This is a genomic window from Pseudoalteromonas distincta, from assembly GCF_000814675.1.
In the GTDB taxonomy this organism is placed as follows: Bacteria; Pseudomonadota; Gammaproteobacteria; order Enterobacterales; family Alteromonadaceae; genus Pseudoalteromonas; species Pseudoalteromonas distincta.
In genome coordinates this window covers 1-26,905 of record NZ_JWIG01000029.1, presented here as the reverse complement: position 1 = coordinate 26,905, position 26,905 = coordinate 1, and the positions used below count along the sequence as shown (strand labels likewise).

Annotated in this window: 25 protein-coding genes and 5 pseudogenes; 20 read left to right on the top strand and 10 right to left on the bottom strand. The window is 40.4% G+C overall.

The window, feature by feature from the left end; all coding sequences use genetic code 11:
• Nucleotides 1-186: 186 nt before the first annotated feature.
• The 8 genes from QT16_RS17650 to QT16_RS17615 all read right to left on the bottom strand — a co-directional run bounded on the left by QT16_RS17650 (nt 187) and on the right by QT16_RS17615 (nt 8,808).
• Nucleotides 187-843 (bottom strand): CoA transferase subunit B, encoded by a 657-nt coding sequence (locus tag QT16_RS17650; RefSeq protein ID WP_039489749.1) that lies wholly within the window; start codon nt 841-843, stop codon nt 187-189.
• A 14-nt stretch (nt 844-857) separates the two neighbouring features.
• Nucleotides 858-1,556 (bottom strand): CoA transferase subunit A, encoded by a 699-nt coding sequence (locus tag QT16_RS17645; RefSeq protein ID WP_008135270.1) that lies wholly within the window; start codon nt 1,554-1,556, stop codon nt 858-860.
• 261 nt (nt 1,557-1,817) lie between these two features.
• Complete coding sequence (locus QT16_RS17640; RefSeq protein WP_039489747.1) at nt 1,818-2,714, bottom strand: hydroxymethylglutaryl-CoA lyase; 897 nt, start codon at nt 2,712-2,714, stop codon at nt 1,818-1,820.
• Complete coding sequence (locus QT16_RS17635; protein ID WP_039489745.1) at nt 2,714-4,732, bottom strand: acetyl/propionyl/methylcrotonyl-CoA carboxylase subunit alpha; 2,019 nt, start codon at nt 4,730-4,732, stop codon at nt 2,714-2,716. Before QT16_RS17635 ends, QT16_RS17640 begins: the two co-directional genes overlap by 1 nt.
• Before the next feature lie 8 nt (nt 4,733-4,740).
• On the bottom strand, nt 4,741-5,511 hold the full coding sequence (locus QT16_RS17630; RefSeq protein ID WP_039489743.1) for an enoyl-CoA hydratase/isomerase family protein: 771 nt from the start codon (nt 5,509-5,511) through the stop codon (nt 4,741-4,743).
• Nucleotides 5,512-5,523: 12 nt separating this feature from the next.
• Complete coding sequence (locus QT16_RS17625; RefSeq protein ID WP_039489741.1) at nt 5,524-7,131, bottom strand: carboxyl transferase domain-containing protein; 1,608 nt, start codon at nt 7,129-7,131, stop codon at nt 5,524-5,526.
• A gap of 10 nt (nt 7,132-7,141) precedes the next feature.
• Nucleotides 7,142-8,317 carry an isovaleryl-CoA dehydrogenase gene (locus QT16_RS17620; protein WP_002961873.1) on the bottom strand — a complete coding sequence of 392 codons (1,176 nt, stop codon included), beginning with the start codon at nt 8,315-8,317 and terminating at the stop codon, nt 7,142-7,144.
• A 56-nt stretch (nt 8,318-8,373) separates the two neighbouring features.
• Entirely contained in the window at nt 8,374-8,808 is a 435-nt protein-coding gene (locus QT16_RS17615) for a MerR family transcriptional regulator (RefSeq protein ID WP_008135264.1), read from the bottom strand.
• 330 nt (nt 8,809-9,138) lie between these two features.
• Between QT16_RS17615 and QT16_RS17610 the strand changes: the two genes are divergently transcribed.
• The 7 genes from QT16_RS17610 to QT16_RS17580 all read left to right on the top strand — a co-directional run bounded on the left by QT16_RS17610 (nt 9,139) and on the right by QT16_RS17580 (nt 16,903).
• Nucleotides 9,139-10,320, top strand: coding sequence for a thiolase family protein (locus tag QT16_RS17610; protein ID WP_039489738.1), 1,182 nt, complete (start codon nt 9,139-9,141; stop codon nt 10,318-10,320).
• A gap of 129 nt (nt 10,321-10,449) precedes the next feature.
• Entirely contained in the window at nt 10,450-11,940 is a 1,491-nt protein-coding gene (locus QT16_RS17605) for a CoA-acylating methylmalonate-semialdehyde dehydrogenase (RefSeq protein WP_039489736.1), read from the top strand.
• Between the two features lie 162 nt (nt 11,941-12,102).
• Nucleotides 12,103-13,260, top strand: coding sequence for an acyl-CoA dehydrogenase family protein (locus QT16_RS17600; RefSeq protein ID WP_010552837.1), 1,158 nt, complete (start codon nt 12,103-12,105; stop codon nt 13,258-13,260).
• Between the two features lie 10 nt (nt 13,261-13,270).
• Nucleotides 13,271-14,062: an enoyl-CoA hydratase gene (locus QT16_RS17595; RefSeq protein ID WP_039489733.1), complete on the top strand. Its 792-nt coding sequence runs from the start codon at nt 13,271-13,273 to the stop codon at nt 14,060-14,062.
• The gene (locus QT16_RS17590) at nt 14,062-15,213 is read left to right on the top strand and encodes an enoyl-CoA hydratase/isomerase family protein (protein WP_039489731.1); all 1,152 of its coding nucleotides are present in this window, start codon (nt 14,062-14,064) and stop codon (nt 15,211-15,213) included. Before QT16_RS17595 ends, QT16_RS17590 begins: the two co-directional genes overlap by 1 nt.
• A gap of 10 nt (nt 15,214-15,223) precedes the next feature.
• Nucleotides 15,224-16,123: a 3-hydroxyisobutyrate dehydrogenase gene (mmsB, locus tag QT16_RS17585; protein WP_039489728.1), complete on the top strand. Its 900-nt coding sequence runs from the start codon at nt 15,224-15,226 to the stop codon at nt 16,121-16,123.
• A 9-nt stretch (nt 16,124-16,132) separates the two neighbouring features.
• Nucleotides 16,133-16,903: an SDR family oxidoreductase gene (locus tag QT16_RS17580; RefSeq protein WP_039489725.1), complete on the top strand. Its 771-nt coding sequence runs from the start codon at nt 16,133-16,135 to the stop codon at nt 16,901-16,903.
• Nucleotides 16,904-16,993: 90 nt separating this feature from the next.
• Here QT16_RS17580 and QT16_RS20690 read toward each other — a convergent pair.
• A pseudogene (locus QT16_RS20690) lies at nt 16,994-17,317 on the bottom strand (phage integrase N-terminal SAM-like domain-containing protein).
• Between the two features lie 266 nt (nt 17,318-17,583).
• Here QT16_RS20690 and QT16_RS17575 point away from each other — a divergent pair.
• From QT16_RS17575 to QT16_RS17540, 11 genes and pseudogenes are all read left to right on the top strand, one after another.
• Nucleotides 17,584-17,805: a hypothetical protein gene (locus QT16_RS17575; RefSeq protein WP_002961860.1), complete on the top strand. Its 222-nt coding sequence runs from the start codon at nt 17,584-17,586 to the stop codon at nt 17,803-17,805.
• A gap of 148 nt (nt 17,806-17,953) precedes the next feature.
• A pseudogene (locus tag QT16_RS21150) lies at nt 17,954-18,234 on the top strand (transposase); the annotation flags it as partial.
• 225 nt (nt 18,235-18,459) lie between these two features.
• Nucleotides 18,460-18,807: a hypothetical protein gene (locus tag QT16_RS20825; protein ID WP_152609349.1), complete on the top strand. Its 348-nt coding sequence runs from the start codon at nt 18,460-18,462 to the stop codon at nt 18,805-18,807.
• 219 nt (nt 18,808-19,026) lie between these two features.
• Complete coding sequence (locus QT16_RS17570) at nt 19,027-20,190, top strand: hypothetical protein (protein ID WP_152609348.1); 1,164 nt, start codon at nt 19,027-19,029, stop codon at nt 20,188-20,190.
• Between the two features lie 84 nt (nt 20,191-20,274).
• Nucleotides 20,275-20,526: a hypothetical protein gene (locus QT16_RS17565; RefSeq protein WP_039489720.1), complete on the top strand. Its 252-nt coding sequence runs from the start codon at nt 20,275-20,277 to the stop codon at nt 20,524-20,526.
• 44 nt (nt 20,527-20,570) lie between these two features.
• Entirely contained in the window at nt 20,571-20,798 is a 228-nt protein-coding gene (locus QT16_RS17560; RefSeq protein ID WP_039489718.1) for a hypothetical protein, read from the top strand.
• Between the two features lie 35 nt (nt 20,799-20,833).
• Nucleotides 20,834-21,113, top strand: a pseudogene (locus QT16_RS21145) (hypothetical protein); the annotation flags it as partial.
• Nucleotides 21,114-21,340: 227 nt separating this feature from the next.
• Entirely contained in the window at nt 21,341-21,577 is a 237-nt protein-coding gene (locus tag QT16_RS17555; protein ID WP_039489715.1) for a hypothetical protein, read from the top strand.
• A gap of 156 nt (nt 21,578-21,733) precedes the next feature.
• Nucleotides 21,734-22,048: pseudogene (locus QT16_RS17550) on the top strand (aspartyl protease family protein); the annotation flags it as partial.
• A gap of 157 nt (nt 22,049-22,205) precedes the next feature.
• Entirely contained in the window at nt 22,206-23,180 is a 975-nt protein-coding gene (locus QT16_RS17545) for a hypothetical protein (RefSeq protein WP_039489713.1), read from the top strand.
• Nucleotides 23,181-23,759: 579 nt separating this feature from the next.
• Nucleotides 23,760-24,044, top strand: a complete 285-nt coding sequence (locus QT16_RS17540) for a hypothetical protein (RefSeq protein WP_238719456.1) — start codon at nt 23,760-23,762, stop codon at nt 24,042-24,044.
• Nucleotides 24,045-24,059: 15 nt separating this feature from the next.
• Here the strand turns inward: QT16_RS17540 and QT16_RS17535 are convergent.
• A pseudogene (locus QT16_RS17535) lies at nt 24,060-24,692 on the bottom strand (IS110 family transposase); the annotation flags it as partial.
• A gap of 93 nt (nt 24,693-24,785) precedes the next feature.
• Between QT16_RS17535 and QT16_RS17530 the strand changes: the two are divergent.
• Nucleotides 24,786-25,760 carry a transposase gene (locus tag QT16_RS17530; protein ID WP_039489709.1) on the top strand — a complete coding sequence of 325 codons (975 nt, stop codon included), beginning with the start codon at nt 24,786-24,788 and terminating at the stop codon, nt 25,758-25,760.
• Nucleotides 25,761-25,977: 217 nt separating this feature from the next.
• On the top strand, nt 25,978-26,905 hold a 928-nt coding region (locus tag QT16_RS17525; protein ID WP_039489707.1), incomplete at its 3' end, for an IS30 family transposase.

The window sequence follows — 26,905 nt, the reverse complement described above, 5'->3', positions numbered from 1 at the left end:
ATCTAAGCGCTTACATTTAATTTATATTTGTATTATAGATAAAATTTACTACAGATGTATGAATGACGGTAAAAATAATGACAAAAGATAAAAAAAATCCCTCGTAAGAGGGATTTTGGGTAACTCAGCGCCATTGGCACTGGGAATGAGGTCGGTACAGGGTAAAGCGTTATTTTAAGCTAAAGCCTAAAAAACCATTTCTGGAACTTCACCGTCAACAAGTAATTTACCTGCTGTTTTACTAATGATTTCATCAACAGATACGCCCGGAGCACGTTCTAATAGATGAAATGCGCCGTCTTTAACTTCTAATACGGCTAAATCTGTTACTATTTTTTTTACGCAATTAACGCCAGTAAGCGGTAAAGAGCAGGCCTCTAATAGTTTAGAGTCACCATGCTTACTTGCATGGGTCATAGTAACAATAATATTTTTCGCGCCAGCGACTAAATCCATCGCGCCACCCATGCCTTTGATCAGCTTTTTAGGGATCATCCACGATGCGATGTTGCCGTTCTGGTCAACTTCAAATGCACCCAGAACGGTTAAGTCTACATGACCACCCCGTATCATGGCAAAACTATCTGCACTATTAAATATGGCTGCACCTGTGGCTGCTGTCACGGTTTCTTTACCCGCGTTAATCATATCGGCGTCTAGCTCTGCTTTAGTTGGGTACGGGCCCATGCCTAAAAGGCCATTTTCGGACTGTAACATAACTTCAATATCATCTGGTACATAGTTTGCGACGAGTGTCGGAATTCCTATGCCCAAATTTACGTAGTAACCGTCTTGAAGTTCTTGTGCAACGCGCATTGCAACTTGTTCACGTGATAATGCCATAATTATGCTCCTGCTTAATCTCGTGTTGTTACACGTTCAATGCGTTTTTCAAAGCTGCCTTTAATAACGCGATTTACAAAAATACCTGGGGTATGAATTTGGCTTGGCTCAAGCTCACCCGGTTCTACAATTTCTTCTACTTCGGCAACGGTAATTTTGCCCGCTGTTGCCGCCATTGGATTAAAGTTCATGGCGGTGTGTCTAAACACTAAATTACCAAAGCGGTCGGCTTTCCACGCTTTAACAATAGCAAATTCACCCGTTATAGATTCTTCTAAAATATACGGGCGACCATTAAACTCTTTTACGTCTTTGCCTTCAGCAACTGGAGTACCGTAACCGGTTGCGGTGTAAAACGCAGGTATACCCGCGCCACCAGCACGCATTTTTTCAGCTAGTGTACCTTGAGGCGTAAGCTCTACATCAATTTCGCCACTTAATAACTGCTGCTCGAATAGGGCATTTTCGCCAACGTACGAGGCAACTACTTTTTTAATTTGTTTGTCTTGTAATAAAATACCTAAACCAAAGTCATCAACACCACAGTTATTAGATACTACGGTTAAGTTTTTTGTTTGCATGTGCTTAATTTGTTTAATTAAGCCCTCAGGAATACCACATAAACCAAAACCACCGGCAATAATGGTATCGCCGTCTTTTAATCCTTCCATTGCAGCTTCGTAACTAGAAACTACCTTATCAAAACCGGCCATGAGTCTCTCCTCATTGTGTGCTATTTATTGTTAACTATCGTGAATCATCATTTCATAAGATAGCTATTTAACCTGAACTCTGGTTAATAGATTTACTAACATATGAATCAGGGTGATATTTAAATTTATTTTCTCTAGCCAGAGATTTTCAGTGAAAACAAGGCGAATTTACGCGTCAATAGCTGGCCTATTGCAAGTAAATTCAACGCAGTTAGTGCTGAAAATAGCTGCTCGAGATAGATTTATTATCCAGAGCTCAGGTTATTTTGTGTGTAGTGCCACAGATACTTTGCTCACAGGTTGCTTACCAAGTGCTTTGGTTATCTCCCAGCCAGCCTCACTTAACCTTTGTAAATCAATTGAGTGTTCAATGCCAAGCCCTTGCAGTAAGTAAACTACATCTTCGGTGGCAACATTTCCTGACGCACCCTTAGCATAAGGACAGCCACCAAGGCCCGCAACTGCCGCGTCAACCGTTGCAATACCTAGGCTTAAAGCTGCGTAAATATTTGTGAGCGCTTGGCCGTATGTATCATGAAAATGCACGGCCAACTTGGCTTTATCAATGTGCGTTAAAAGTAACTCGATTAATTGCGTTACTTTTTTTGCGGTGCCAACACCTATGGTATCGCCAAGGCTTACTTCGTAACAGCCTAAATCTAATAGCTTTTGCGATACACTCAGTACTGCTTGTGGGTCAATTTCACCCTCATAAGGGCAACCTAGCACACAGCTTACATAACCACGTACGCGAATATTATTCGCTTTAGCAAACGCCATTACTTCGCTAAAACGTTCAATACTTTCGTCTATTGAGCAGTTGATATTTTTTTGACAAAACGACTCACTCGCAGCTGTAAATATAGCAAACTCTTTAATGCCAACAGCATGCGCTGCTTGTGCACCTTTTAAGTTAGGTGTAAGGGCACTTAAATTTACGTCAGGTAAATCTAGCGCTGATATTACATCCGCTGAGTCTGCCATTTGCGGCACCCACTTAGGAGAGACAAACGCACCAGCTTCAATATCTTTTAAACCTGCAGCACTTAGGGCGTTAATAAGCGCTACTTTATCGGCTGTGCTTACTGTTTTTTCGTTTTGTAGGCCGTCTCGCGCACCAACTTCAACAATACGTACTTTAGTTGGAAAGGCACTCATTATGCACCTTCCTCAGTTGTATCTTCTACTATAGCAAGCAGAGCACCATGCGTTACTAATTCGCCTTCACCAAAACAATAGCTTTTTAAAATGCCGTCGTGTGGTGCGTTAAGCGTGTATTCCATTTTCATGGCTTCGATAATAACAACCGCATCGCCTTTGGTAATTGTGCTACCAATGTCGATTAAGTGCTTAACTACTGTGCCATTAAGGGGCGCGGCAAGAGGCAGTGCTTCGCTTTCGTGCGAACTAATATAATGTTTATCAACTAGCTCAAGCTTAGTTTGCAGTGCTTTATTCATAACAGTGACAATATTGCCACCAGTACTATTGCCAACAGTATTATTACCTACCGTAGTTACGTGCGCGGTATGTTTTTCGCCATTAATAAATACACTGCACAGATTATTATTTAATGTGCCTTGTAGGTTAAATACGTGCTCGCTATGCGTAATACTATAGCCCGCTGCCGTTTTTATAGCGCTTAGCTGTAAATCGGCAAAAGGGACTGTAATTACTTGTGGTGCATTGAGTGTAAAACCACTCAGTTGTTGCCACGGGCTTGCACTGTTTTGCGCATTTTGGGTATTAGTTAGCGATTCTAAATATGCAAAAGCAGCAATAAGCTGGCTCGTTTGTAATAACGATTCGTCAACCGCAACTAACGAGTCGCCTTGCTCTGCAATAAAGTGTGTGCTTGGCGCACCTTGTTTAAAGGTAGGGTGGCTTGCTAAATTATGTAAAAAGCCAATGTTAGTGCTAAAACCCGCTAAATGAAATTGCTCAAGGGCTTGTTGTAAGCGGCTCAGTGCTTGTTCGCGATTGTCGTCGTGCACAATAAGTTTTGCAATCATTGGATCGTAAAACGGGCTGATTTCGTCGCCTTGTGCAATGCCTGTATCAATGCGTACAAATTCACTGTTAAGCGGTGTGTGTAGTGCTTCAATAGTGCCTGAGCACGGAATAAAGTCGTTGGCTGGATCTTCTGCGTATATACGTGCTTCAAAGCTATGACCCTGCAATTGAATATCACTTTGTGTCAGTGGCAAAGTTTGCCCACCCGCAATATTAATTTGCCAATTGACTAAATCTACACCCGTTACCATTTCGGTCACAGGGTGTTCTACTTGAAGGCGCGTATTCATTTCCATAAAGAAAAATTCATCGCCACACAGTAAAAACTCAACCGTACCTGCGCCTCTATAATTTATAGCCAGTGCACAACGTACAGCCGCTTCGCCCATTTCTTTGCGTAGTTCGTCAGATAAACCCGGAGCAGGGGCTTCTTCAATTACTTTTTGATGACGACGTTGCAAAGAACAATCACGATCGCCTAAATAAACACAGTTGCCATGGTTATCTGCAAATACTTGCACTTCAACATGGCGAGGCTGGTTTACATAGCGCTCTAATAACACTAAGTCGTTACCAAAACCGGCAATCGCTTCACGTTGCGCACCTTGTAGTGCGCTCATAAAGTCTTTTGCTTTTTGCACAACGCGCATGCCTTTACCACCACCACCAAAGGCGGCTTTAATTAGTACAGGGTAGCCAATTTTTTCAGCTTCACTTTGTAAAAAAGTAGGGTCTTGTTTATCGCCATAATAACCAGGTACTAATGGCACATTAGCAGCTGCCATTATTTCTTTAGCGCGGGTTTTAGACCCCATTGCTTCAATACTGCTTGCTGGTGGCCCTATAAAAGCAATGTTATTAGCTTCGCAGGCTTTAGCAAATTCGCTGTTCTCAGATAAAAAACCATAGCCTGGATGAATAGAATCAGCGCCGCAGTCTTTGGCAACTTGTAAAATTTTGTCTGCTACTAAATACGAATCTTTACTTGGCGCGGCACCAATATGGTAAGCCTCGTCAGCCATTTTTACGTGCTGGGCATGTTTGTCTGCATCAGAATAAACCGCGACCGTGGTTAAGCCCATTTGTTTTGCGCTGCGCATTACACGGCACGCAATTTCTCCACGATTGGCAATCAGTATTTTTTGTAATCGTTGTGTGTTCATAATCAATCCTACAGTTGCCAAGCGGGTGGGCGTTTATCAAAAAAAGCACTTAGCCCTTCTTGACCTTCTTCAGATACGCGAATTTTTGCAATACGCTCTGCGGTAAGCTCAATGAGTTCATCGGTTATTGGTTTATTTGCTACATCGTTAATTAATGCTTTTGCGGCTTTTACTGCAACAGGTCCGTTATCAATCAGTGTTTGCAGCATATTATCGAGTGCACAGTCTAAATTACCGGTTACTTGATGAATTAAACCAAGTTGCTTAGCAGTATGTGCATCAAACACTTCAGCCGTTAAAAAGTACCTGCGAGCAGCGCGCTCACCAATGGCTTTAATGACATACGGGCTAATAACCGCCGGAATAAGACCCAGCTTTACTTCACTTAAACAAAATTGCGCATCGTCTTTACTAAGGGCTATGTCGCAACAGGCAATTAAGCCTAGTGCACCACCAAAAGCAGCACCTTGCACAGCACAAATTGTAGGATGCGGCGAGCTTGCCAATACCTGCATCAACTTAGCTAATTGCATTGAATCAGCTAGGTTATCGGCATAGTTGTTATCAGCCATTGATTTCATCCAAGCTAAATCGGCGCCAGCTGAAAAGTGTTTACCCTCAGTTTTTAAAACCAAAGCACGAATATCAAGCGTATTTGCATGTTCAATACACTGAATCAGTTCGTGTATTACTTCACTGTTAAATGCGTTTCTTTTTTCTGGGCGACTTAACACAAGTACAGCCACATTAGATTTTGTTATTTGTAGTGTTACTGACATTTTGCGCTCCGGTTACATTCTAAATACGCCAAATTTCGAATCACGTTTTGGTGCGTTATTCGCAGCCGTTAACGCAAGCCCTAATACATTACGCGTATCGGCAGGGTCTATAATGCCGTCATCCCACAAGCGTGCACTTGCGTAATACGGATGACCTTGCTCTTCGTATTGTTCAATAATTGGCTTTTTAAAATCACTGATTTCTTGCTCGCTCATGGTTTGGCCTTTGCGTGCTAAACCATCTTGTTTAACTTGCGCCATTACACCCGCTGCTTGCTCGCCGCCCATTACCGAAATACGGGCATTAGGCCACATCCACATCATGGTTGGTTCAAATGCGCGGCCACACATACCGTAGTTACCTGCGCCGTATGAGCCGCCAATAAGTACTGTGAATTTAGGCACATCAGCACACGAAACCGCCATCACCATTTTAGCGCCGTGCTTAGCAATACCTTCGGCTTCGTATTTTTTACCCACCATAAAGCCGGTAATATTTTGTAAAAATACTAAAGGAATATTGCGCTGAGCACACAGCTGAATAAAGTGCGCGCCTTTTTGCGCCGACTCACTAAATAAAATGCCGTTATTAGCCACTATGCCAACAGGATTGCCGTAAATACTGGCAAAACCGGTGACCAGCGTTTCACCAAAGTAACGTTTAAATTCATCAAATGATGAGTCGTCCACTGTGCGCGCTATTACTTCGCGTACATCAAACGGCTTTTTAAGGTCGGTGCCTACAATGCCGTAAAGCTCGTTAATATCATAACGCGGTGGCTTTACATCCTCTAGAAGAGGGGCTGTAGGGCGTGTGTAGTTAATGCGCTCAATACATTGGCGCGCAATAGACAGCGCATGAGCATCGTTTTCAGCGTAGTGATCGGCAACACCCGACACTTTACAGTGCACATCGGCGCCGCCTAGTTCTTCGGCGGTTACTTCTTCGCCTGTTGCTGCTTTTACAAGGGGCGGACCGGCTAAAAATATAGTGCCTTGATCTTTTACAATAATGCTTTCATCGGCCATTGCAGGTACGTACGCACCACCTGCGGTACATAATCCCATTACCACGGCTATTTGTGGAATACCTTTACCCGACATACGGGCTTGATTGTAAAAAATACGACCAAAATGCAACTTATCTGGAAATACATCATCTTGCTCTGGCAGGTTAGCACCGCCCGAATCCACCAAATAAATACACGGTAAGTGGCAGCGCTCTGCGATGTCTTGTGCGCGTAAATGCTTTTTAACGGTAAGCGGAAAATACGTACCGCCTTTAACCGTGGCATCGTTTGCAATAATCATGCATTCAATGCCTTTAACACGGCCAATACCGGCTACAACGCCTGCACAAGGTATTGCTTGTTCGTACACACCAAAGGCTGCAAATTGCGAAATTTCTAAAAACGGTGAGCCTTCGTCAATTAATGTATTTATGCGGTCGCGTACAAATAATTTACCACGGCCTTCGTGGCGCTCTTTTAATGCAGCACCTCCGCCTTGGCTAATTGTTGCTACTTTACTGCGTAAATCATCCACCAGCGCTGACATATTTTTATGGTTTTGCACAAACGTTGGGTCGTGAGGATTAACGCTCGATTTTAAAATAGTCATGGTTTAATCCTTAACGGCTTTCTGTGAAAAGTTCGCGGCCAATAAGCATGCGGCGAATTTCGGATGTACCAGCACCAATTTCGTATAATTTAGCGTCGCGAAGAAGACGGCCCGTTGCGTATTCGTTTATGTAGCCATTGCCACCTAAAATTTGAATCGCATCAAGTGCCATTTTAGTTGCAAGCTCTGCTGCGTATAAAATTGCACCGGCTGCATCTTTACGGGTTGTTTCGCCTCGGTCACACGCTTTAGCTACCGTATATACGTATGAGCGCGCAGCATTCATTTGTGTATACATGTCGGCTACTTTGCCTTGAATTAACTGAAATTGACCAATAGGGGTATCAAACTGTTTACGCTCATGAATGTACGGTACCACTATGTCCATACACGCTTGCATTATGCCAAGCGGGCCTGCTGCAAGTACTACGCGTTCGTAATCAAGGCCACTCATAAGTACTTTAACGCCTTCGTTTAAGTTACCTAAAATATTCTCTTCTGGCACTTCGCAGTTTTCAAATACTAGCTCACAGGTATTTGAGCCGCGCATGCCCAGTTTGTCGAGCTTTTGCGCTGTTGAAAAACCAGGAAAGTTGCTTTCAACAATAAACGCGGTAATGCCTTTAGCGCCGGCGTTTAAATCTGTTTTAGCGTAAATTACTAACGTGTGTGCGTCGGGACCATTGGTGATCCACATTTTATTGCCGTTTAAAATGTACTTATCGCCTTTTTTCTCGGCTTTGAGTTTCATCGATACAACGTCAGAGCCCGCATTAGGCTCGCTCATTGCAAGAGCACCAATGTGCTCACCACTAATAAGCTTTGGTAAGTATTTTTCTTTTTGAGCTTGTGTGCCGTTACGGTTAATTTGATTAACGCACAGGTTTGAATGTGCTCCATAGCTTAACCCTATAGAGGCACTGGCACGGCTAATTTCTTCCATAGCAATAACATGTTCTAAGTAACCTAAACCGGCGCCGCCAAGTTCTTCAGATACGGTCATACCTAGTACGCCCATTTCGCCCATTTGAGTCCAAAGTTGATTTGGAAAAGCGTTATCTAAGTCCGTTTTTTCAGCAAGCGGGGCAATCTCCTGACTCGCAAAACTATTTACGTGGTCGCGGATCATATCGGCGGTTTCGCCAAGGCCAAAGTTCATTTCTTTATATAGTGAAATAGTGCTCATGATTCATTCCTGTGTGACGTGTGTGTTGTCAGTGTGTTTTTATTTTAAAAATAAACTTACTCGTCTATTTTATTAAGCGTGTCTCTACAGCGGCGCTCGGCCGTCACCAACTCCATAAGAACAACTTTAATGTCGTCCATTTGTTGAGATAGGTCTGCTTTTTTTTCTGAAATAAGGTCAAGCATAGTAACCAACTGCTTAGCGCTTGATTTATCTGCGTCGTACAGTTCAAACAAACGACCGGTTTCGGCCAATGTAAAGCCCAATCGTTTACCACGTAATATTAGTTTTAAACGCACTTTATCGCGTTTTGAATAAATACGGGTTTGACCATTACGCTCTGGGGTTATTAACCCTTGGTCTTCGTAAAAGCGAATAGAGCGGGTTGTAATGTCAAATTCTTTAGCGAGTTCGCTAATGCTAAATGTTTGTTCATTACTGGCCGGCATTTTGGCTGAGCTTGCAAAGTTTGTTTGATTATCTGGTTTCATAATTGTATTTACCTCATTCGAATAACTCCAATATAAGTGAAGTTTACGTAAAGGTAAAGCTTGGTGTGATTTGAAACTATTTATAAAGGGATGTTTAAGCGAAGTATTGGTTTATATTATTAATATTCAATGGGTTAATTTTATTTTATCAGTGTATTCTAATCGATGGAAAATAATCCTTACACTTATAAAACTAAAAATTAAGCTGTTTTTAGTTGACGTTGGCGTAAACGTTAGTATTGTGTAAGGGTATTAAATAATAAATGAATACTAAATTAATAGAGCAAATATACTAACAACTATTTGCATATAGATACAATGGAGTTAGTTATGACTTTAGAATCAGTGGTAATTGTAGCAGCAAAACGCACCCCAATGGGTGGTTTTATGGGAGCGTTAAGTGATGCGCAGTCTACCGAGCTTGGCGCAACCGCCATTGCAAGTGCACTTGCACAAACTGGTTTAGCTAATGATGCAATAGACGAAGTAATTATGGGCTGTGTATTACCAGCAGGCCTTGGACAAGCACCCGCACGCCAAGCAATGTTAAAAGCAGGCCTTGCACTTAGCACTGGCGCTACAACAATTAACAAAGTATGTGGCTCTGGTTTAAAAGCGGCCATGCTTGCAAACGATTTAATTAAAGCAGGCTCTATTCAATCTGCTATTGCCGGTGGTATGGAAAGCATGACAAACGCACCGTACTTTATGCCAAAAGCGCGTGGCGGAATGCGCATGGGGCATGGCGAAATAAAAGATCACATGATGAGCGACGGCCTTGAAGATGCTTACGACAACAAAGCAATGGGGTGTTTTGCACAAGACACCGCCGACGAATACGGCATTGGTCGTGAGCAAATGGATGCATTTGCATTAGGCTCATTAAGTAAAGCTAAAGCCGCGATACAAAATGGCAGTTTTGATGACGAAGTTGCACCTCACACGATGCAAACACGCAAAGGCGATGTAACAGTATCGATTGATGAGCAACCAGGTAACGCCCGCCCAGAAAAAATTCCTACCTTACGTGCAGCTTTTAAAAAAGACGGCACTATTACAGCGGCTAATTCATCGTCAATTTCAGACGGTGGCGCAGCGCTTATATTAATGAGCGAATCAAAAGCAAAAGAGCAAGGCTTAACACCGCTTTGTAAAATTGTGGCGCACAGTACTCACTCTCAAAAACCAAGTGAATTTACAGTAGCGCCAGTCGGGGCTATGAACAGCGTGCTTGAAAAAGCAGGCTGGGCTGTAAACGATGTTGATCTTTGGGAAATTAACGAAGCATTTGCCATGGTAACCATGCTGGCTATTAATGAGTTAAAACTTGATGAAAGCAAAGTAAACGTTAACGGCGGTGCATGTGCACTTGGCCACCCAATTGGTGCAAGCGGCGCGCGTATTTTAGTAACGCTTATTCATGCCCTTAAAAACCGAGGCCTCAAAAAAGGCATTGCGTCTTTATGTATTGGTGGCGGTGAAGCGGTTGCTATGGCCGTAGAAGCTTACTAATTAGGGTTACATGAATAGCTAGACGAATACTTTAACGAATAACTATAAAGGCGCTGCACTCATAATACTAACAAAGCGGCGCTACCAATTTTAAAAGAGAACACACAACTCACACACTAGGATTTAATCATGCACCAAGTACCACTACTTATTAATGGCGAATTTATTCAATCAGCATCAAAAGAGCTTATCGATGTTATAAACCCAGCAACTCAAGAAGTACTTGCACAAGTGCCATGTACCACAGAATCAGAAATGGACGCGGCAATTGCCTCAGCCTCTGAGACGTTTAAAACATGGAAAGACGTACCAATTACTGAACGTGCTCGCATTATGATGAAGTACGCTGCGCTATTAAAAGAACATCACGATGAGCTTGCTACCATTATTTGTCACGAGTTGGGTAAAACATTTGAAGATGCAAAAGGCGATGTTTGGCGCGGTATTGAAGTAGTAGAACAAGCAGCAAACGCACCATCATTAATGATGGGTGAAACAATGGAGAACGTAGCGCGCAAAATCGATACGTATTCTTACATGCAGCCACTTGGCGTATGTGCGGGCGTAACACCATTTAACTTCCCTGCAATGATCCCCCTTTGGATGTTCCCGCTGGCTATTGTGTGTGGTAACACCTTTATTTTAAAACCGTCAGAGCAAGATCCACTTACACCAATGCGCTTAGCAGAGCTATTTATTGAAGCCGGCGCACCAAAAGGCGTATTACAAGTTGTTCACGGTACAAAACCACAAGTAGACCGCTTACTAGAAGATAAAGCAGTGCGTGCTATTTCGTTTGTTGGCTCGTGTGGTGTAGGTGCTTATATTTATTCTAAAGGCACACAAAACCTTAAGCGCGTGCAAGCGTGTGTTGGCGCTAAAAACCACATGGTTATTATGCCAGATGCAAGTAAATCGCACGTTGTAAATAACCTAGTAGGCGCATCGGTCGGTGCTGCTGGCCAGCGTTGTATGGGTATTTCGGTTGCTGTATTTGTAGGTCAAGCAAGTCAGTGGGTAGATGAAATTAAAGCAGGCTTTGAAAATGTACACCCAGGTGTGTGGGATGATGCAAACGCGGCATACGGTCCACAAACATCAAAAGCAGCAAAAGCACGTATTTTATCACTCATTGCTGGTGGTAAAGAGCAAGGCGCTACTTGTTTAATTGATGGTTCTGACTTTACGGTTGAAGGGTATGAGCAAGGTAACTGGGTTGGCCCAACGTTATTTACCGATGTAACCAAAGAGATGGATTTATACAAAGAAGAAATATTTGGTCCAGTACTCGCGTGTATGTTTGTAGATACGCTTGATGAAGCAATCGCCCTTATTAACGATAGCCCTTACGGTAACGGTACCTCGTTATTTACCTCAAGCGGCGCAGTGGCTCGTAAATTCCAACACGAAATTGAAGTAGGCCAAGTCGGTATTAATGTGCCAATTCCGGTGCCACTTCCGTTCTTTTCGTTCACTGGTTGGAAAGGCTCGTTTTACGGCGATACACACACGTACGGTAAACAAGGCATTCGTTTTTACACAGAAACTAAAACGATTACCTCACGTTGGTTTGAAGACGACATTGCTTCGGGTCCAAACATGAGCATTAACTTAAAATAATCGTAATTAAAAAATGAGTAAATAAAAGAATAATTAATAAAAAAGATGGGCGCGAAGGCTACTTCACACACAACACACACATAAGCCTTCGCCGCTCGTCACAAACTCCCCCTGTGACGGGAAACACTAACAACACAACTAACACAATTAAAGAGGTCTACCATGGACTTTAACTTATCTGAAGATCAACAAGCCTTTGCGCAAACTGCACGCCAATTTGCCGAGTCAGAACTTGCCCCCTATGCCGCAAAATGGGATCGCGAACATATTTTTCCTAAAGACACGATTAAAGCAGCAGGTGAGCTTGGTTTTTGTGGTTTATACACGCCAGAGGAAGCAGGCGGCCTTGGTTTATCTCGTTTAGATTCGAGCATTATTTTTGAACAGCTTGCTATGGGCTGTACCGCAACAACGGCCATGTTAACCATTCATAATATGGCTACCTGGATGGTAGCAAGCTTTGGCACCGATGCCGTAAAAGACAAATACGTAGAGCAATTAGTAATGGGTGAGTTACTTGCCTCTTACTGTTTAACAGAGCCAGGCTCGGGCTCAGACGCCGCATCACTTAAAACAAAAGCCGTGCTTGAGGGCGATGAGTACGTTATTAACGGCTCAAAAATGTTTATATCGGGCGCGGGCGAAACCGAAGTATTAGTGGTAATGGCACGTACAGGCGGCGAAGGCGCTGCGGGTATTTCGGCATTTGTAGTGCCTGCCGACGCAAAAGGCGTGGAATACGGTAAAGCTGAGGAAAAAATGGGTTGGAACGCACAACCTACACGCCTAATTAGCTTTGAAGATGTACGCATTCCTGCGCATAACTTATTAGGCGCAGAGGGCGAAGGCTTTAAATTTGCGATGCAAGGCCTTGATGGCGGTCGAATTAACATTGCCACATGTTCAATTGGTACAGCGCAAGCGGCGCTTAATACAGCCCGTGAATATTTAAAAGAACGTACACAATTTGGTAAACCATTAGCTGCGTTTCAAGCATTGCAATTTAAAATTGCCGATATGAACACCGAGCTTGTAGCTGCGCGCCAAATGGTTAGGCTTGCTGCATTTAAACTTGATAATAACGACGTTGAAAAAACCACTTACTGCGCCATGGCTAAACGCTTTGCTACCGATGTTGGCTTTACTGTGTGTAACGACGCACTGCAAATTCATGGTGGTTACGGTTACATAAAAGAATACCCGCTTGAGCGCCATGTACGTGATGTACGCGTTCATCAAATTTTAGAAGGCACTAACGAAATTATGCGTGTAATTATTGCGCGCCGAATTTTAGCTGAGTCTGCAAGCGACGTTTTATAAGGAGCAATGTATGTCAGAATCTAAATCTAATCCGAGTATTGAACTTACAACCGAAGGTCATGTTGCTATTTTAACTATGTCTAACCCGCCAGCAAACACCTGGACAAAAGACACCCTAGTTGATTTAAAAAACAAAGTTAATGAGCTTAATAATAATAAAAATATTTATGCATTAGTACTGACTGGTGAAGGCGAGAAGTTTTTTAGCGCTGGTGCCGACCTAAACGTATTTGCTGGTGGCGATAAAGGCGTAGCCGCCGATATGTCGCGTGTATTTGGTGAAGCATTTGAAGCGCTTACTAATTTTAGAGGAGTGTCGGTTGCAGCCATTAATGGTTATGCAATGGGCGGCGGGCTAGAGGTGGCGCTTGCGTGCGATATACGTATAGCTGAAGAGCAAGCACAAATGGCCCTGCCTGAAGCTAAAGTTGGCTTATTACCCTGTGCGGGTGGCACACAAAATTTAGCATGGCTTGTAGGCGAAGGCTGGGCAAAACGGATGATTTTATGCGGCGAGCGCTTAAAAGCTGATAAAGCCCTGCAAATTGGCTTAGTAGAAGAAGTAGTACCACAAGGTGAAAGCTTTGCGGCGGCACTAAAACTTGCCAACCAAGTGGCCGATCAAAGCCCCACCTCAGTTGCAGCATGTAAAACATTGATTCAAAAAGGGCGCCATCAACCAATGGCAAGTGTATTACCTCTTGAGCGCGAGTTATTTGTTGGCTTATTTGATACCGAAGATCAACAAGAAGGCGTAAATGCCTTTTTAGAAAAACGCCGCGCTAACTGGGTAAACGGCTAATGAGTGCTTTAACATTATTAAATAGCGCCGATGAGCCCGTGGTATTTGAAACCGCAACAGCAGAAAACGGCAATTTAATTGGGCTTATTACACTCAACGCACCAAAAGCATTAAATGCGCTTAATTTTGAGATGATCAAGTTACTTGAACCGCAATTGCGAGCTTGGCAAGACGATGATGCAATCGCAATGGTGTTGTTAAAAGGGGCAGGCGATAAAGCATTTTGTGCAGGCGGCGATGTTGTAAGCCTTCATCATGCAATGGCGCAAGGTAAACCAACAAGCTTAGTTGAAGAATTTTTTACGCTTGAGTACAAGCTTGATTACCTTATTCATACCTTTGATAAACCTATCCTCGTTTGGGGTAACGGCATAGTAATGGGCGGCGGTTTAGGGCTAATGGCCGGTGCTAGCCACCGCGTTGTAACTGAAACATCACGCATTGCCATGCCAGAGCAAACCATAGGTTTATACCCTGATGTAGGCGGCAGTTACTTTTTACATAAAATGCCACAAAGTGTGGGGCTATTTTTAGGGTTAACGTCGGCATCAATTAACTGCGACGACGCGCGTTTTGTATCACTTGCCGATCACTTTATCGACAGCACTAAATATGATTCCATGCTTGCGCAAATTTTAGCAGCTAAATGGGGCAAAACCGCAAGCTTAAATCATGAGCGTTTAACTAAGTTATTAACCGATTTAGACAACCAATCTGCGCGTATGCCAAAAGGCAATATAAAAGCTAACCTAAAAACAATTCAAAAGCTGGGTGAGTTTAAAACCTTACAGGAGCAAGTTGATTATATTTTAGGGCTAGCTACTGACGATAAATGGCTACAGCGCGCTCAAAAGTCACTTAAACACGGATGCCCACTAAGCTGCGCGCTCGTTAGTGAACAATTAAAAACAAGCAAAGGCAAAAGCTTATTAGCGTGTTTTAAAATGGAGCTGGGTATGTCGGTTCGCGCTGGCGAAGTAGGTGAATTTCAAGAAGGCGTAAGAGCGCTATTAATAGATAAAGACGGCGCACCTAATTGGCAATACAAAACACTTAGTGATGTACCACAAACAATAATAGACAGCTTTTTTGTTAACCGCATTGGCGAAAACCACCCACTCAATGGCTTAGACACACCAACACACAAATAAAGGAAAGACGATGACTAAACTCAATATCGGTTTTATCGGCTTAGGCAATATGGGCGGCCCAATGGCGGCTAACTTAATTAAAGCTGGACATACTGTGAGTGTGTTCGATTTAAACCAGTCGGTCGTAAATGAACTTGCAAGCAAAGGCGCAAAAGCCGCAGTTGATGCAAAGCAGTGCGCAACCAATGCTGACGTACTTATTAGTATGCTACCTGCAGGCAAACATGTTAAATCGCTGTATTTAGGTAATAACGACGACAGCGGTTTAATTAATGTGCTAAGCAAAAATACATTAGTAATTGATTGCTCAACAATAGATGCAGAATCAGCACGCACAGTAGGCAGCGCACTTGGCAAACAAGGCATAAGCTTTGTAGATGCACCGGTATCGGGCGGCGTTGCAGGCGCAACTGCAGGTACACTTACTTTTATTGTAGGCGGCGAAAAAGCCGCGTTTGATAAAGCAAATACAGTGCTGAGTGATATGGGTAAAAACATATTTCATGCAGGCGATATTGGTGCAGGGCAAGTAGCAAAAATATGTAATAACATGCTACTCAGTATTTTAATGGCAGGCACCAGCGAAGCACTGCAAATGGGTATTAATAACGGTCTCGATCCTAAAGTACTTAGCAACATCATGACCGCAAGTTCTGGCCGAAACTGGACGCTTGAACTTTACAACCCTTGCCCAGGTGTAATGGATACAGCCCCAGCAAGTAACGATTACAAACCTGGCTTTATGGTCGATTTAATGGCTAAAGATTTAGGCCTTGCCATGGAAGCCGCGCAGCAAAGTAATTCAACAACCCCAATGGGTTCAATGGCTAAAAATTTATACACTATGCTACAGCACCAAGGTGCGGGTAGTGATGACTTTAGTGCCATTTTTAAACTGTTTTCTAAGTAGGAGCAACGCGTGAAAATTAAAAATAACACGGTAGTAATAACCGGTGGCGCACAAGGTTTAGGCTTTGCAATGGCGCAAAAGTTTGCACTTATGGGTGCCAACATTGCTTTAATAGATATGGCGCAAGACTTATTAAACAACGCATGCGAGCAATTGACACAGCTTGAAGGTGTAACCAGCAATATTAAAGGTTATGCCGCAAACGTAACAAATGAGAGCGAAGTAGAAAACGTATTTAATACCATCAACAGCGATTTTGGCCACATTGGTGTGCTTATAAACAACGCCGGTATTTTACGCGACGGCATGTTTATAAAGGCTAAAGATGGCAAAGTCGTAAAAAAAATGTCTCTTGAGCAATTTCAATCAGTGATTGATGTAAACCTGACTGGTGTGTTTTTAGCAGGGCGGGAAGCCGCAAGCCACATGATTGAATCAGGCAAAGGCGGCGTTATAGTCAATATGTCGAGCGTAGCGCGTGCAGGTAACATAGGCCAAACAAACTACGCGGCATCAAAAGCAGGCGTAGTGGCACTTACCACCACATGGGCTAAAGAACTTGGTCGATTTGGTATACGCGTAGGCGCTATTGCACCAGGTGTAATAAGCACCGCCATGACCGACGCCATGAAGCCTGAAGCCAAACAACGTATGCTCGCAGTAACGCCAGTAGGGCGCTTAGGTGAAAGCGACGAAATTGCCCATACTGCACAATACATAATCGAAAACGACTTTTTTACCGGCCGTGTGGTTGAAATAGACGGCGGCATTCGTTTGTAAACCGAACTGGATTAAGGTTGATTTAAAAAGCATGGCGCTTGTAGGCTTGTAGGCTGTGCTTTTTTGTTTTAAATCGGGGAGTTTATAATCTTAAAAGGACTGATAACGGCGTTGGAAATTTGTTGTGAAATTAGTTGCTCGTTTGCTCTTAATAAAACCTAATGAGAATGGCTTTTTAATCACTTCTTTAAATAAAAAGCTCAACGCATTTAAGGCTTGTGTTTGAGTGTTAGGAGCAACATTTTGTTTGTTGACTAAACGAGTTTAAAAAAGCTAAAAAAGTTCGACCTCATTATCTCCCATCGTTGTTGGGTGCCTCATAGAGTTAAATCGAATAAACGAAGCTATCCAGTATAAATACGCTTTAATAGTACTTTTAGAATAACGCTTTAGATACATTTGTTCGGCTATCATAGTTAAAAAAGATGATTTCATGATATGAATCTCTAGTAAAAATTGACTGTATATATGGACAGTGATTGTTGTTTTATCCAATATTACTGATCTTCACCATTTCGGTGTATTTGTGCATTGATTAAAAATAATTTCCAGTTAACTAATTGTTTACAGGGGGTTATTTGATGATTAAGATAAATGCACTGTAATATATGGACATTTGTCGGTTTATAAAACGACAAATGTCGTAGACAAAATTGTTATAACCAAAGGAGTTGTAGTGGATGGAATCAAAAGTAAAGTTAACTGGTGGCACGTTATTCGTAATAGCGTTAATTGTTCTCTTTTTGGGGAATGCACGTTCCATAGAAATTGTAGAAAAACTAGATGAGATACAGTCTGATGTTTCTAGCTTAAAAAGTGAAGTTGCATCTTACAAGCAGCAAGTTGAAATATTGAAAAATGAAAACCTTAACTTAAAAGAACAGCTTAGAAGTGGTAATTAGTTATAACAAGCTGTTAAACAAGGACAATGCTCCTGACCCGTTTTAGTGGACACCTCCTCATCACTTTGAGGAAAATAATGATTAGGATGACACCTATCCTAATCATTAGGAAAAAAGCCAACAAAAACAGTATGAAGAGTGCATTATTATAAATAACGAATCACGCAAAAAGCTGAGCTATGTAGACAAAATGAAAGTAAAAATAGACATCCCAATCGGGCTACGATAGCTGTTTATTAAAGAATGGCAAACGACTCGGCTGTATAGAGCCTGCTTTCCTTTAAATAAAAAGCGGAATATTACAGTGAATAAAGGCACGAATAAATTGACATTACGGGGTCAAAAAAAAGTGAATGCCTTTACTTTACACTGCGGCAACTGTATTGCCTTGTTCATAATATAGAAAAGCTGCAAAACACGATGCATTAAAAAGGGTAAGCCCTCTTACTCTAAATAAAAGCCACTCAAACACCCGTAATCCCTTCCAAAACGCCAATTAAAACAATATCAAACACTTCTATATTCTGCGTAAAAATACAGTAATCGATTGAACCAAAATAGGAACTCAGCTATGGTTTGTTTATAAATAAAAACAAACAAAAAACGAGTTAATCTACAGGCTCGTTAGTTTTAAAGTGAGTTAGGAGTGATAGATTGACTTTAAAAGAGATCGTCTTAGAGAAATTAAATAGGATTCTTAATCCTAACTTTGAGAAAAAATTTATAGGAACTTTATTAGTTTCAGGAATAGCATTAATTAGCTATCAACGAGTTATTCAATTTGCATCAAGTATTGAAATAATCTCAAGAAATATTTATGTAAAACTTTCATTAAGTTCAGGTGTCGATATTTTATTCGTTATTATTGGCTGCTTGATGGTTTTTGCTTCTTGCTATTTGTTTTATATAAGAAGTAATGAAAGAAATGAAAGAAGAACTAACTATAGGTCTTTGAAAAAAGCCGCACCATCATTAATTAAGTGCCTAGGAATAACAAGCTAGACATCCATCCTAATTTTTTAGCTCGCTATGTTTTATAAAGAACTTACTTAAAAGGCGTATTAAAGCTTTGTGTCTTACGGCTGTGTATTTGAATTTTCCAAAGAAGATGGATGGGTAATCATTGTTGCGTCTAGTTAATTGGTTTTTTGAAAACCTTAAGTATTTATATGTTTTGAGTGTTTGCAATTATGCATGCTCTTTTTATTTAAAGAGGGAATTTTGGCTAATTCAATTATATTAAAATCACTATTAGAAACGATTAAATGGCTACTCATTTGGCTAACTGTAGCAGGGCTTGTGCTAGGTGTTTTAAGTCAAGGCTTGATTTTTGATACAAGTGATGGGCTTGATATTTTATTAATTCTTGCGCTTTTGATGTTTCAACATCGATTAAAATTTGATGAACATAATAATCAAATTGATGTAAATTGTGCTGCTTATTTTTTTAAGAAAAAAATCTTCACGTTTAATCACCGTACCATTGACACTAACACGATTAAAACAATTTCATGCCAAGATAATAAAGCCATTAGTGTGATTGATATTAATTACACCTCAGCAGATGGCAAGCTTAGAACCTACACGTTTAGGTGTTTTAAGCAATCTAAACAAGCGCAGCTAGTAGTGAATAAGCTTTCAACCGTTGAGCGTGTTTATACTGCTAAACGTGAAGAGGCCGAGGCTGAAAAAACAAACTCAGCAACAGTAAACAAATTTTCAAAAATATTCCCACAAAATACTATTTTAGGTAACGCTGAGGCTAAAAATAATATTCCTATACTTAGATGTGCGCTACCGCTCCCTAATAGTAAGAAAAATTTAGTTCATTTCATCGTGTTTTGTTTTGCTTTGCTTACGCTATTTATTGCGTTTTCATCACAAAATTGGAAACCCTCTTTTGCATTTTTAATAATAACTTATGCAAGTTATTATTTTGCTAGAATTATTATTTGTAATAAATACTATTTTATAAAAACAGCGCCCTTAAGCTCCATAATAATAGATGATGATGAACTTTATTTACCCGCGTTATTATTCACTGATAAAACACCGCGCACACTAACTAAGCAGGATATTATTAGCATTGAGGCTAAATGGAATTACGATCACGACTCAGTTGAAGGCTCGATTGGCAGAACTTCAAAAAGGTCGCATTTAATCTCACTTGTATTTAATACAACAAAGGGGCAGAGTATCCCACTGTCTCATTGGAGTGTTGATAGTAAAACACTTGTGTTTTCATTATTAAAATATAAATATCCAGTATCGTTAGACAGAACAAGTCAAATGGTTTACCCATTTAAACTTCACGTGGGGCTATTCGTTTTTTTGTTTATACTCATTATACTTGTTATGAGCCTACCAAAAATTATATCTACTTAATGTAAAGGTATTTTAGGCGCTGATAACAGTTCAATACAGCGTGGTTACGTCGCTTTTTAACAGCTAAATTTTAAGGATGAAATTTTGAAAAATATAGTTAAATTAATAATTATTCTCACTGCAAATTTATGTGGTTATGCACACGCACAAAATAACCTAACACTTAATTATCAAGTCACTAAAGAATTAAATCATTTCGCAGACATTAAAATAAAAGTCACCGATAACTACCTTCGTACAGACTATATTTTGCCAAATAAAACATTTACAGAAATGACTATTAAAGATGATGGACAATATATTTTAGATCATCAAAAAATATCGCATACAGATTAGATTATACCGTAAATAAAGAAAATAGTGATAAAGCTTTAACGGGTATGCTGCAACAAGCCCCAGGATTTACCAAAGAGCAAATTTATGAAATGAGCTTAGATCCTAAAAACGACCCTAATAACTATATTGCTTATGAAAAGGAAGGAGAAAACTTATTTAAAGGGTATTTTGATGGTGAAAAAGTCCAGACAGTTAAAACACTTACATTCCCAAATCAGTTTTTATCATCTACAAAATTAATTAGGATGACACCCATCCTAATCATCAGGTAAAAAGCCAACAAAAACAGTATGAAGAGTGCATTATTATAAATAATGAATCACGCAAAAAGCTGAGCTATGTAAACAAAATGAAAGTAAAAATAGACAGCCCAATCGGGCTACGATAGCTGTTTATTAAAGAATGGCAAACGACTTGGCTGTATCAAACCGGCTCTCCTTTAAATATAAAGCGGAATATTACGGTGAATAAAGGCATGAATAAACTGACCTTACGGGGTCAAGCGAAAGTAAATGCCTTTACTTTATTGTGTAGCAACTGTATGCCTTATTCATAATATTGAAAAACTGCAAAAGACGATGCATTAAGAAGGCTAAGCCCTCATACTCTAAATAAAAGCCACTCAAACACCCGTAATCTCTTCCAAAAGGCCAATTAAAACAACACCAAATTCCCACTTTATATTCTGCGTAAAATTACAGTAATCAATTGAACCAAAATAGGAACTCCGCTATGGTTTGTTTATCAATAAAAACAAATTTAAAAACGAGTTAATCTACAGGCTCGTTAGGTGTTTCTCAAGTTTGGAGTTCAAATGGGATTTAAGTTTTGGATTGTTAGAGCATTAAAAGTATTTCTTGGAGTAGCAGCCTTACTTTTTATAGTTGAGTTGCTTAAACAGCATTCAGTTCAAGAAGCATTAATTTTTGCTTGTACTTGGTCTTCAATAACAACAGCAGTATTCATATGTTCAAGACTATATCAATCACGTAAAGGTGTAGAGTGTGCTTTGTGTAATGATATTCCAGACAAAAGTGATAAAAACACCTAACAACACGCCCTGAGGTGGACGACTAGTAAAATTTAGCTATTAACTGCAAATTTTAAAAGTGGTGAGCCTCTGCGTTTTAAGGCCGCTAAATACGTCGATTCATCGTAGGGTGTATTCGTTTTCCAACACTTAAATAAAATCTAACAAGGAACGTATATGAATTTATCTGAAGGCAAAACTGTAATTGAGTTTGAAATATCAGAAACAGGCCACCAAATTGTTGAAGCTAAAATTAACGGTAAATTGTTACGTTTTATTTTAGATACTGGCGCTGGGACATCTGTTTTAGACAGGGCATGCCTAAGTGAGTTAGGCATTGAAGAAATACTCAATGTTGAGAATGCAGCAGGCTTGGGCACTTCGGATCACGCTATGGGGGATATAGAAGTTCATTCAATTGAGTTTGGAAATGCCTTGTTTGAAAGTCCAGACTTTGTGTCACTTAATCTTGACCATGTTCAGGTCGCGGGTTAAATAAACTTAAATAAACTAGAACTTAAATAAACTAGACACCCATCCTAAATTTTGCTCTTTTAACTTAAATAAACTAGACACCCATCCTAAATTTTGCTCTTTTTAAAATTAAAGACTACGTTTTAATTAGTGCAAAAAACAGGCAGGGTGTCTTATGGCAATCGCAAGAAATCGTCAAGTAAGTTTGGTTGATACAAAATACTATCACTGTATTTCACGCTGTGTTCGTCGTGCATTTTTATGTGGCGAAGACCGTTTTACTGGTCAATCCTACGAGCATCGACAAGGTTGGGTTGAAGATAAGTTACTTATGCTCGCAGAGGTATTTTGTATTGATGTGTGTGCCTATGCGGTTATGAGTAATCACGCGCACTTGGTACTTTATGTGGATGATAATCAAGCAAACAGACTGAATGACAAAGCGATTGTTATTCGCTGGCATAAGCTGTGTAAAGGCACATTGTTAACGCAGAAATATGTACTAGGTGAAAAGTTAAGTAAAGTTGAGCTTATCTTTTTCAATCAAACGGTTAAACAATACCGCGAACGCCTATCAAGTATCAGCTGGTTTATGCGGCTATTAAATGAAGGCATTGCGCGCAGAGCAAATAAAGAAGATAACTGTACAGGTAGGTTCTGGGAGGGCAGATTCAAATCGCAAGCATTATTAGATGAAGCAGCACTTGCAGCTTGTATGGCCTATGTTGACTTAAACCCCATTAGAGCCAAAATAGCTAACACCCCAGAACAGTCAGACCATACCAGTGTACAAAAGCGTTTAAAATGCGTGGCAGAAGGTAAACAACCAAAACAGTTACTACGTTTTGCTGGTATGCATCGTCAGATTATGCCCAAAGGGCTGCCGTTTGAGCTTAAATCGTACCTTGAACTTGTTGAGTTAACAGGGCGAATAATACGAGAGGATAAACGCGGGTATATTGATTACATGAACCTACCTTTGTTAGAAAGGCTTAATATCTCTCCAGAGAACTGGTTAAAACTGACTACGCAATTTACTCGCGTGTTTCATGGTGCAGTAGGCAGGCCCAATTCACAAGCAAGTTACTGTGAAAACTTAAAGCGGAAACGGCGATCAAATATTAGCAACTGCGAAAAGCTACTCGCATAAATTAAAACAGTTCAGTAAAAGTTAAAAATGCCATTACGGAGTTATTTTCATGCGTGTAATTTGGGTTTAAAAATGTAATGACTTATTTAATAGATGAAATGAAAGCGACCCAGTAATAAAAGGTTAATTATGAACCTGAAGAGCTAATTTTGTGGCACAGTTTTGTTTGTTCAATTAAAGTGGCTGTCTGGTTTGGTCGTAATATAGAAAAGCTGCAAAACACGATGCATTAAGAAGGGTAAGCCCTTTTACCCTAAATAAAAGTCACTCAACCACCCTTAATCCCTTCCAAAACGCCAATTAAAACAATACCAAATTCCCACTTTACGTTCTGCATAAAATACAGTAATCGATTGAACCAAAATAGGAACTCAGCTATGGTTTGTTTATCAATAAAAATAAATAAAAAAACGAGTTAATCTACAGGCTCGTTAGGGCTCAAGGAGAGTATATTTGAATCGTCTGCTTCTTTTTCTCATTTTAAGTATTATTTGTTTCGATTCTTTTGCTTGTAGCTGCAGGGAATTATCAACAAGCGAATACTTTAATAGTGCAAACAAAGTCCTGTTCGGGAAAATTATGAAACTTGAGATAGTGTTTGACGAAAAAGATAAACCATTTCAAAAAATCACACTCGATCATAGTTCAATGTTAAAAGGTTCTTTTTCGAAGGTTATATACTCGTCACTTGACGGCAATGCCTGTCACGGAATGACTTTCATGCTTGGCAAGGACTATGTCGCATTCACCGACGAATCAAATTGGATTACTGGTTATTGTGGTGGCACACAGGCGATTTGGCCAAACATGGAATTTAGTCAAGAATTCCTCAACACAGTGAAGCAATTGAGCCCTAACAAGTGACTATGGTGTCAATTCCTAATTACAAACCATTTTAGGATCCCACATGACACCATCCCTCACCATAGAATTTATGATTACTATAAGCTTTCTTATACAGGCAATAATAGCCACTTTTTTAGGTTTCCCTGCCGCGACTAGCCGATGATAAATAGCTTTAAATTTAGGGTTACATTGGATAGCTGACATCATTGCCATATACATTGCGGTTCTAATTTTTGGCCGTCCACCTCGTATCATCCGTTTACCCTGATAAGCACCACTTTCTCGATTAAATGGTGCAACACCAACCAGTGATGCAGCCTCTTTATTGTTTACACACCCAAGCTCAGGCATGTCACTAAGTAAGTTAAATGCGACAACATTACCAACGCCAGGCACACTTTGAATAATGTCATTCTTGACCTTATATTCGTCACATTCTTTGATGAGCTTTTGTAGTTTCAAATCGACTTTGTCAATCTGATTTTTTAATGCCGTCAGGATAGGCTTTATTAGCGATGATATTGTTTTTGGCATTATCTGTGAACGATTTTTCTCCATCGTTTGCATATCCATTAACTGCCTTCTTCTAGAAAGTAAATCACTCATCAAGCGCATCTGCTCTGGCTTTAAAGATGAGAGTGGTGGCTTTATTGCTTCACCAAAATGAGTGTAATTAACAGTGACACCCATCCTAAATTTTGCACTTTATGGAGTTAGAGGCTAGCCTTTATTTAGTGCAAAAAACAGGCAGGGTGTCTTATGGCAATCGCAAGAAAGCGTCAAGTAAGTTTGGTTGATACAAAATACTACCATTGTATTTCACGGTGTGTTCGTCGTGCATTTTTGTGTGGTGAAGACCACTTTACTGGGAAGTCTTACGAGCATCGACGAGGGTGGGTTGAAGATAAGCTGCTTGAATTAGCAAAGGTATTTTGTATTGATGTATGTGCTTATGCCGTAATGAGTAATCACACCCATTTGGTACTATATGTAGATGATAAGAAAGCAAACAGGCTGAATGATAAAGCGATTGTTATTCGCTGGCATAAACTCTGTAAAGGCACATTGTTAACGCAAAAATATGTACAAGGTGAAAAGCTAAGTAAAGTTGAACTCATCTTTTTCAACCAAACGGTTAAACAATACCGCGAACGCCTAGCAAGTATTAGCTGGTTTATGCGGTTGTTAAATGAAGACATTGCGCGCAGAGCAAATAAAGAAGATAACTGCACAGGACGATTCTGGGAGGGTAGATTCAAATCGCAAGCATTACTAGATGAAGCAGCACTTGCAGCGTGTATGGCCTATGTCGATTTAAATCCCATTAGGGCTAAAATGGCTAACACACCAGAAGAGTCAGACCATACCAGTGTACAAAAGCGCTTAACATGCGCGACAGAAGGTAAACAGCCTAAACAGTTACTACGTTTTGCAGGTATGCCACGTCAGATTATGCCTAAAGGGCTGCCGTTTGAGCTTAAATCGTACCTTGAACTTGTTGAGCTAACAGGGCGAATAATACGAGAGGATAAACGCGGGTATATTGATAACATGAACCTACCTTTGTTAGAAAGGCTTAATATCTCCCCAGAGAACTGGTTAAAACTGACTACGCAATTTACGCGCGTATTTCATGGTGCAGTAGGCAGGCCCACTTCACAAGCAAGTTACTGTGAAAACTTAAAGCGGAAACGGCGATCAAATATTAGCAACTGCGAAAAGCTACTCGCATAAATTAAAACAGTTCAGTAAAAGTTAAAAATGCCATTACGGAGTTATTTTCATGCGTGTAATTTGGGTTTAAAAATGTAATGACTTATTTAATAGATGAAATGAAAGCGACCCAGTAATAAAAGGTTAATTATGAACCTGAAGAGCTAATTTTGTGGCACGGCAGATTCAAGGTCGAAGTGCACCACCTTTACTAAACTATAAGTTCAGGAGGTGTGCCATGGGTACCCAATATTCACATTTATCTAACTTTGAACGTTGTCGTTTATTTGAGTGGTATCATTACCAAAAAAAATCAATACGTGAGGTGAGCCGATTACTAAATCGTTCACATAGCACTATTAGCCGAGAGTTAAAGCGTAATAAATATGATTATTACGTACCAACTTATTACCCTCATCCAGCTCAAATGTATTACGAAGTAAGGGTAAGGGAGAGAGCTAAGCGAGTTAAGCTTAAGTCTGTTGAAGCTCAACGATATGTGACTGATAAGCTCAAGCTTGGGTGGAGTCCAGAGATCATAGCTGGGCGAATAAAATTTGATAAAACCTTACCCAACGTATCTCACGAGGCCATTTATCAATATATATACAAGAATGAACCATCACTTATTGTATATTTAGCTAGGCAACATAAAAAACGTAAGAAAAAATATCCAACCCGTAAAACGAAAACAGTTTGGGGTCAAAGATGTAGTATTTTAGACAGGCCAGATGACATTAATCTCAGAAAAAACTTTGGGCATTGGGAAAGTGACTCTGTTGAATCTAGCGACAGAAAATGTGCGCTGAATGTGTTACTTGAACGAGTTTCTAGAGTGTGTCATATCACCAAATTACCATCTAAAAAAGCTCTAGCGACATCGAATGCAATATGTAAAAAACTATCTATTTACCCACCGAGTTCTTGTTTATCGATAACTTATGACAATGGCTCTGAAAATACAGAGTTTAAAAAAGTAGAAGCCATTTTGAAAAATAAATCTTATTTTTGTGAGCCTTACCACAGCTGGGAAAAAGGTGCTGTAGAACAAATAAATGGTTTAATTAGAAGGTATTACCCGAAGAAAACAAACTTTAGCAAAGTAAGCCATCAGCAATTAAAAAAAGTAGAGGAACAACTAAATAATCGCCCTAGAAAATGTTTAG

Bases quoted from the DNA above. Each gene is read 5' to 3' on its own strand.
- QT16_RS17615 (WP_008135264.1), bottom strand. From the start codon at position 8,808: ATGAAACCAGATAATCAAACAAACTTTGCAAGCTCAGCCAAAATGCCG.
- mmsB (WP_039489728.1), top strand. From the start codon at position 15,224: ATGACTAAACTCAATATCGGTTTTATCGGCTTAGGCAATATGGGCGGC.
- QT16_RS17635 (WP_039489745.1), bottom strand. From the start codon at position 4,732: ATGAACACACAACGATTACAAAAAATACTGATTGCCAATCGTGGAGAA.
- QT16_RS17625 (WP_039489741.1), bottom strand. From the start codon at position 7,131: ATGACTATTTTAAAATCGAGCGTTAATCCTCACGACCCAACGTTTGTG.
- QT16_RS17640 (WP_039489747.1), bottom strand. From the start codon at position 2,714: ATGAGTGCCTTTCCAACTAAAGTACGTATTGTTGAAGTTGGTGCGCGA.
- QT16_RS17610 (WP_039489738.1), top strand. From the start codon at position 9,139: ATGACTTTAGAATCAGTGGTAATTGTAGCAGCAAAACGCACCCCAATG.
- QT16_RS17540 (WP_238719456.1), top strand. From the start codon at position 23,760: ATGAAACTTGAGATAGTGTTTGACGAAAAAGATAAACCATTTCAAAAA.
- QT16_RS17605 (WP_039489736.1), top strand. From the start codon at position 10,450: ATGCACCAAGTACCACTACTTATTAATGGCGAATTTATTCAATCAGCA.
- QT16_RS17600 (WP_010552837.1), top strand. From the start codon at position 12,103: ATGGACTTTAACTTATCTGAAGATCAACAAGCCTTTGCGCAAACTGCA.
- QT16_RS17555 (WP_039489715.1), top strand. From the start codon at position 21,341: ATGGGATTTAAGTTTTGGATTGTTAGAGCATTAAAAGTATTTCTTGGA.
- QT16_RS17595 (WP_039489733.1), top strand. From the start codon at position 13,271: ATGTCAGAATCTAAATCTAATCCGAGTATTGAACTTACAACCGAAGGT.
- QT16_RS17560 (WP_039489718.1), top strand. From the start codon at position 20,571: ATGCTGCAACAAGCCCCAGGATTTACCAAAGAGCAAATTTATGAAATG.
- QT16_RS17620 (WP_002961873.1), bottom strand. From the start codon at position 8,317: ATGAGCACTATTTCACTATATAAAGAAATGAACTTTGGCCTTGGCGAA.
- QT16_RS17530 (WP_039489709.1), top strand. From the start codon at position 24,786: ATGGCAATCGCAAGAAAGCGTCAAGTAAGTTTGGTTGATACAAAATAC.
- QT16_RS17650 (WP_039489749.1), bottom strand. From the start codon at position 843: ATGGCATTATCACGTGAACAAGTTGCAATGCGCGTTGCACAAGAACTT.
- QT16_RS17590 (WP_039489731.1), top strand. From the start codon at position 14,062: ATGAGTGCTTTAACATTATTAAATAGCGCCGATGAGCCCGTGGTATTT.
- QT16_RS17545 (WP_039489713.1), top strand. From the start codon at position 22,206: ATGGCAATCGCAAGAAATCGTCAAGTAAGTTTGGTTGATACAAAATAC.
- QT16_RS17645 (WP_008135270.1), bottom strand. From the start codon at position 1,556: ATGGCCGGTTTTGATAAGGTAGTTTCTAGTTACGAAGCTGCAATGGAA.
- QT16_RS17575 (WP_002961860.1), top strand. From the start codon at position 17,584: ATGGAATCAAAAGTAAAGTTAACTGGTGGCACGTTATTCGTAATAGCG.
- QT16_RS17630 (WP_039489743.1), bottom strand. From the start codon at position 5,511: ATGTCAGTAACACTACAAATAACAAAATCTAATGTGGCTGTACTTGTG.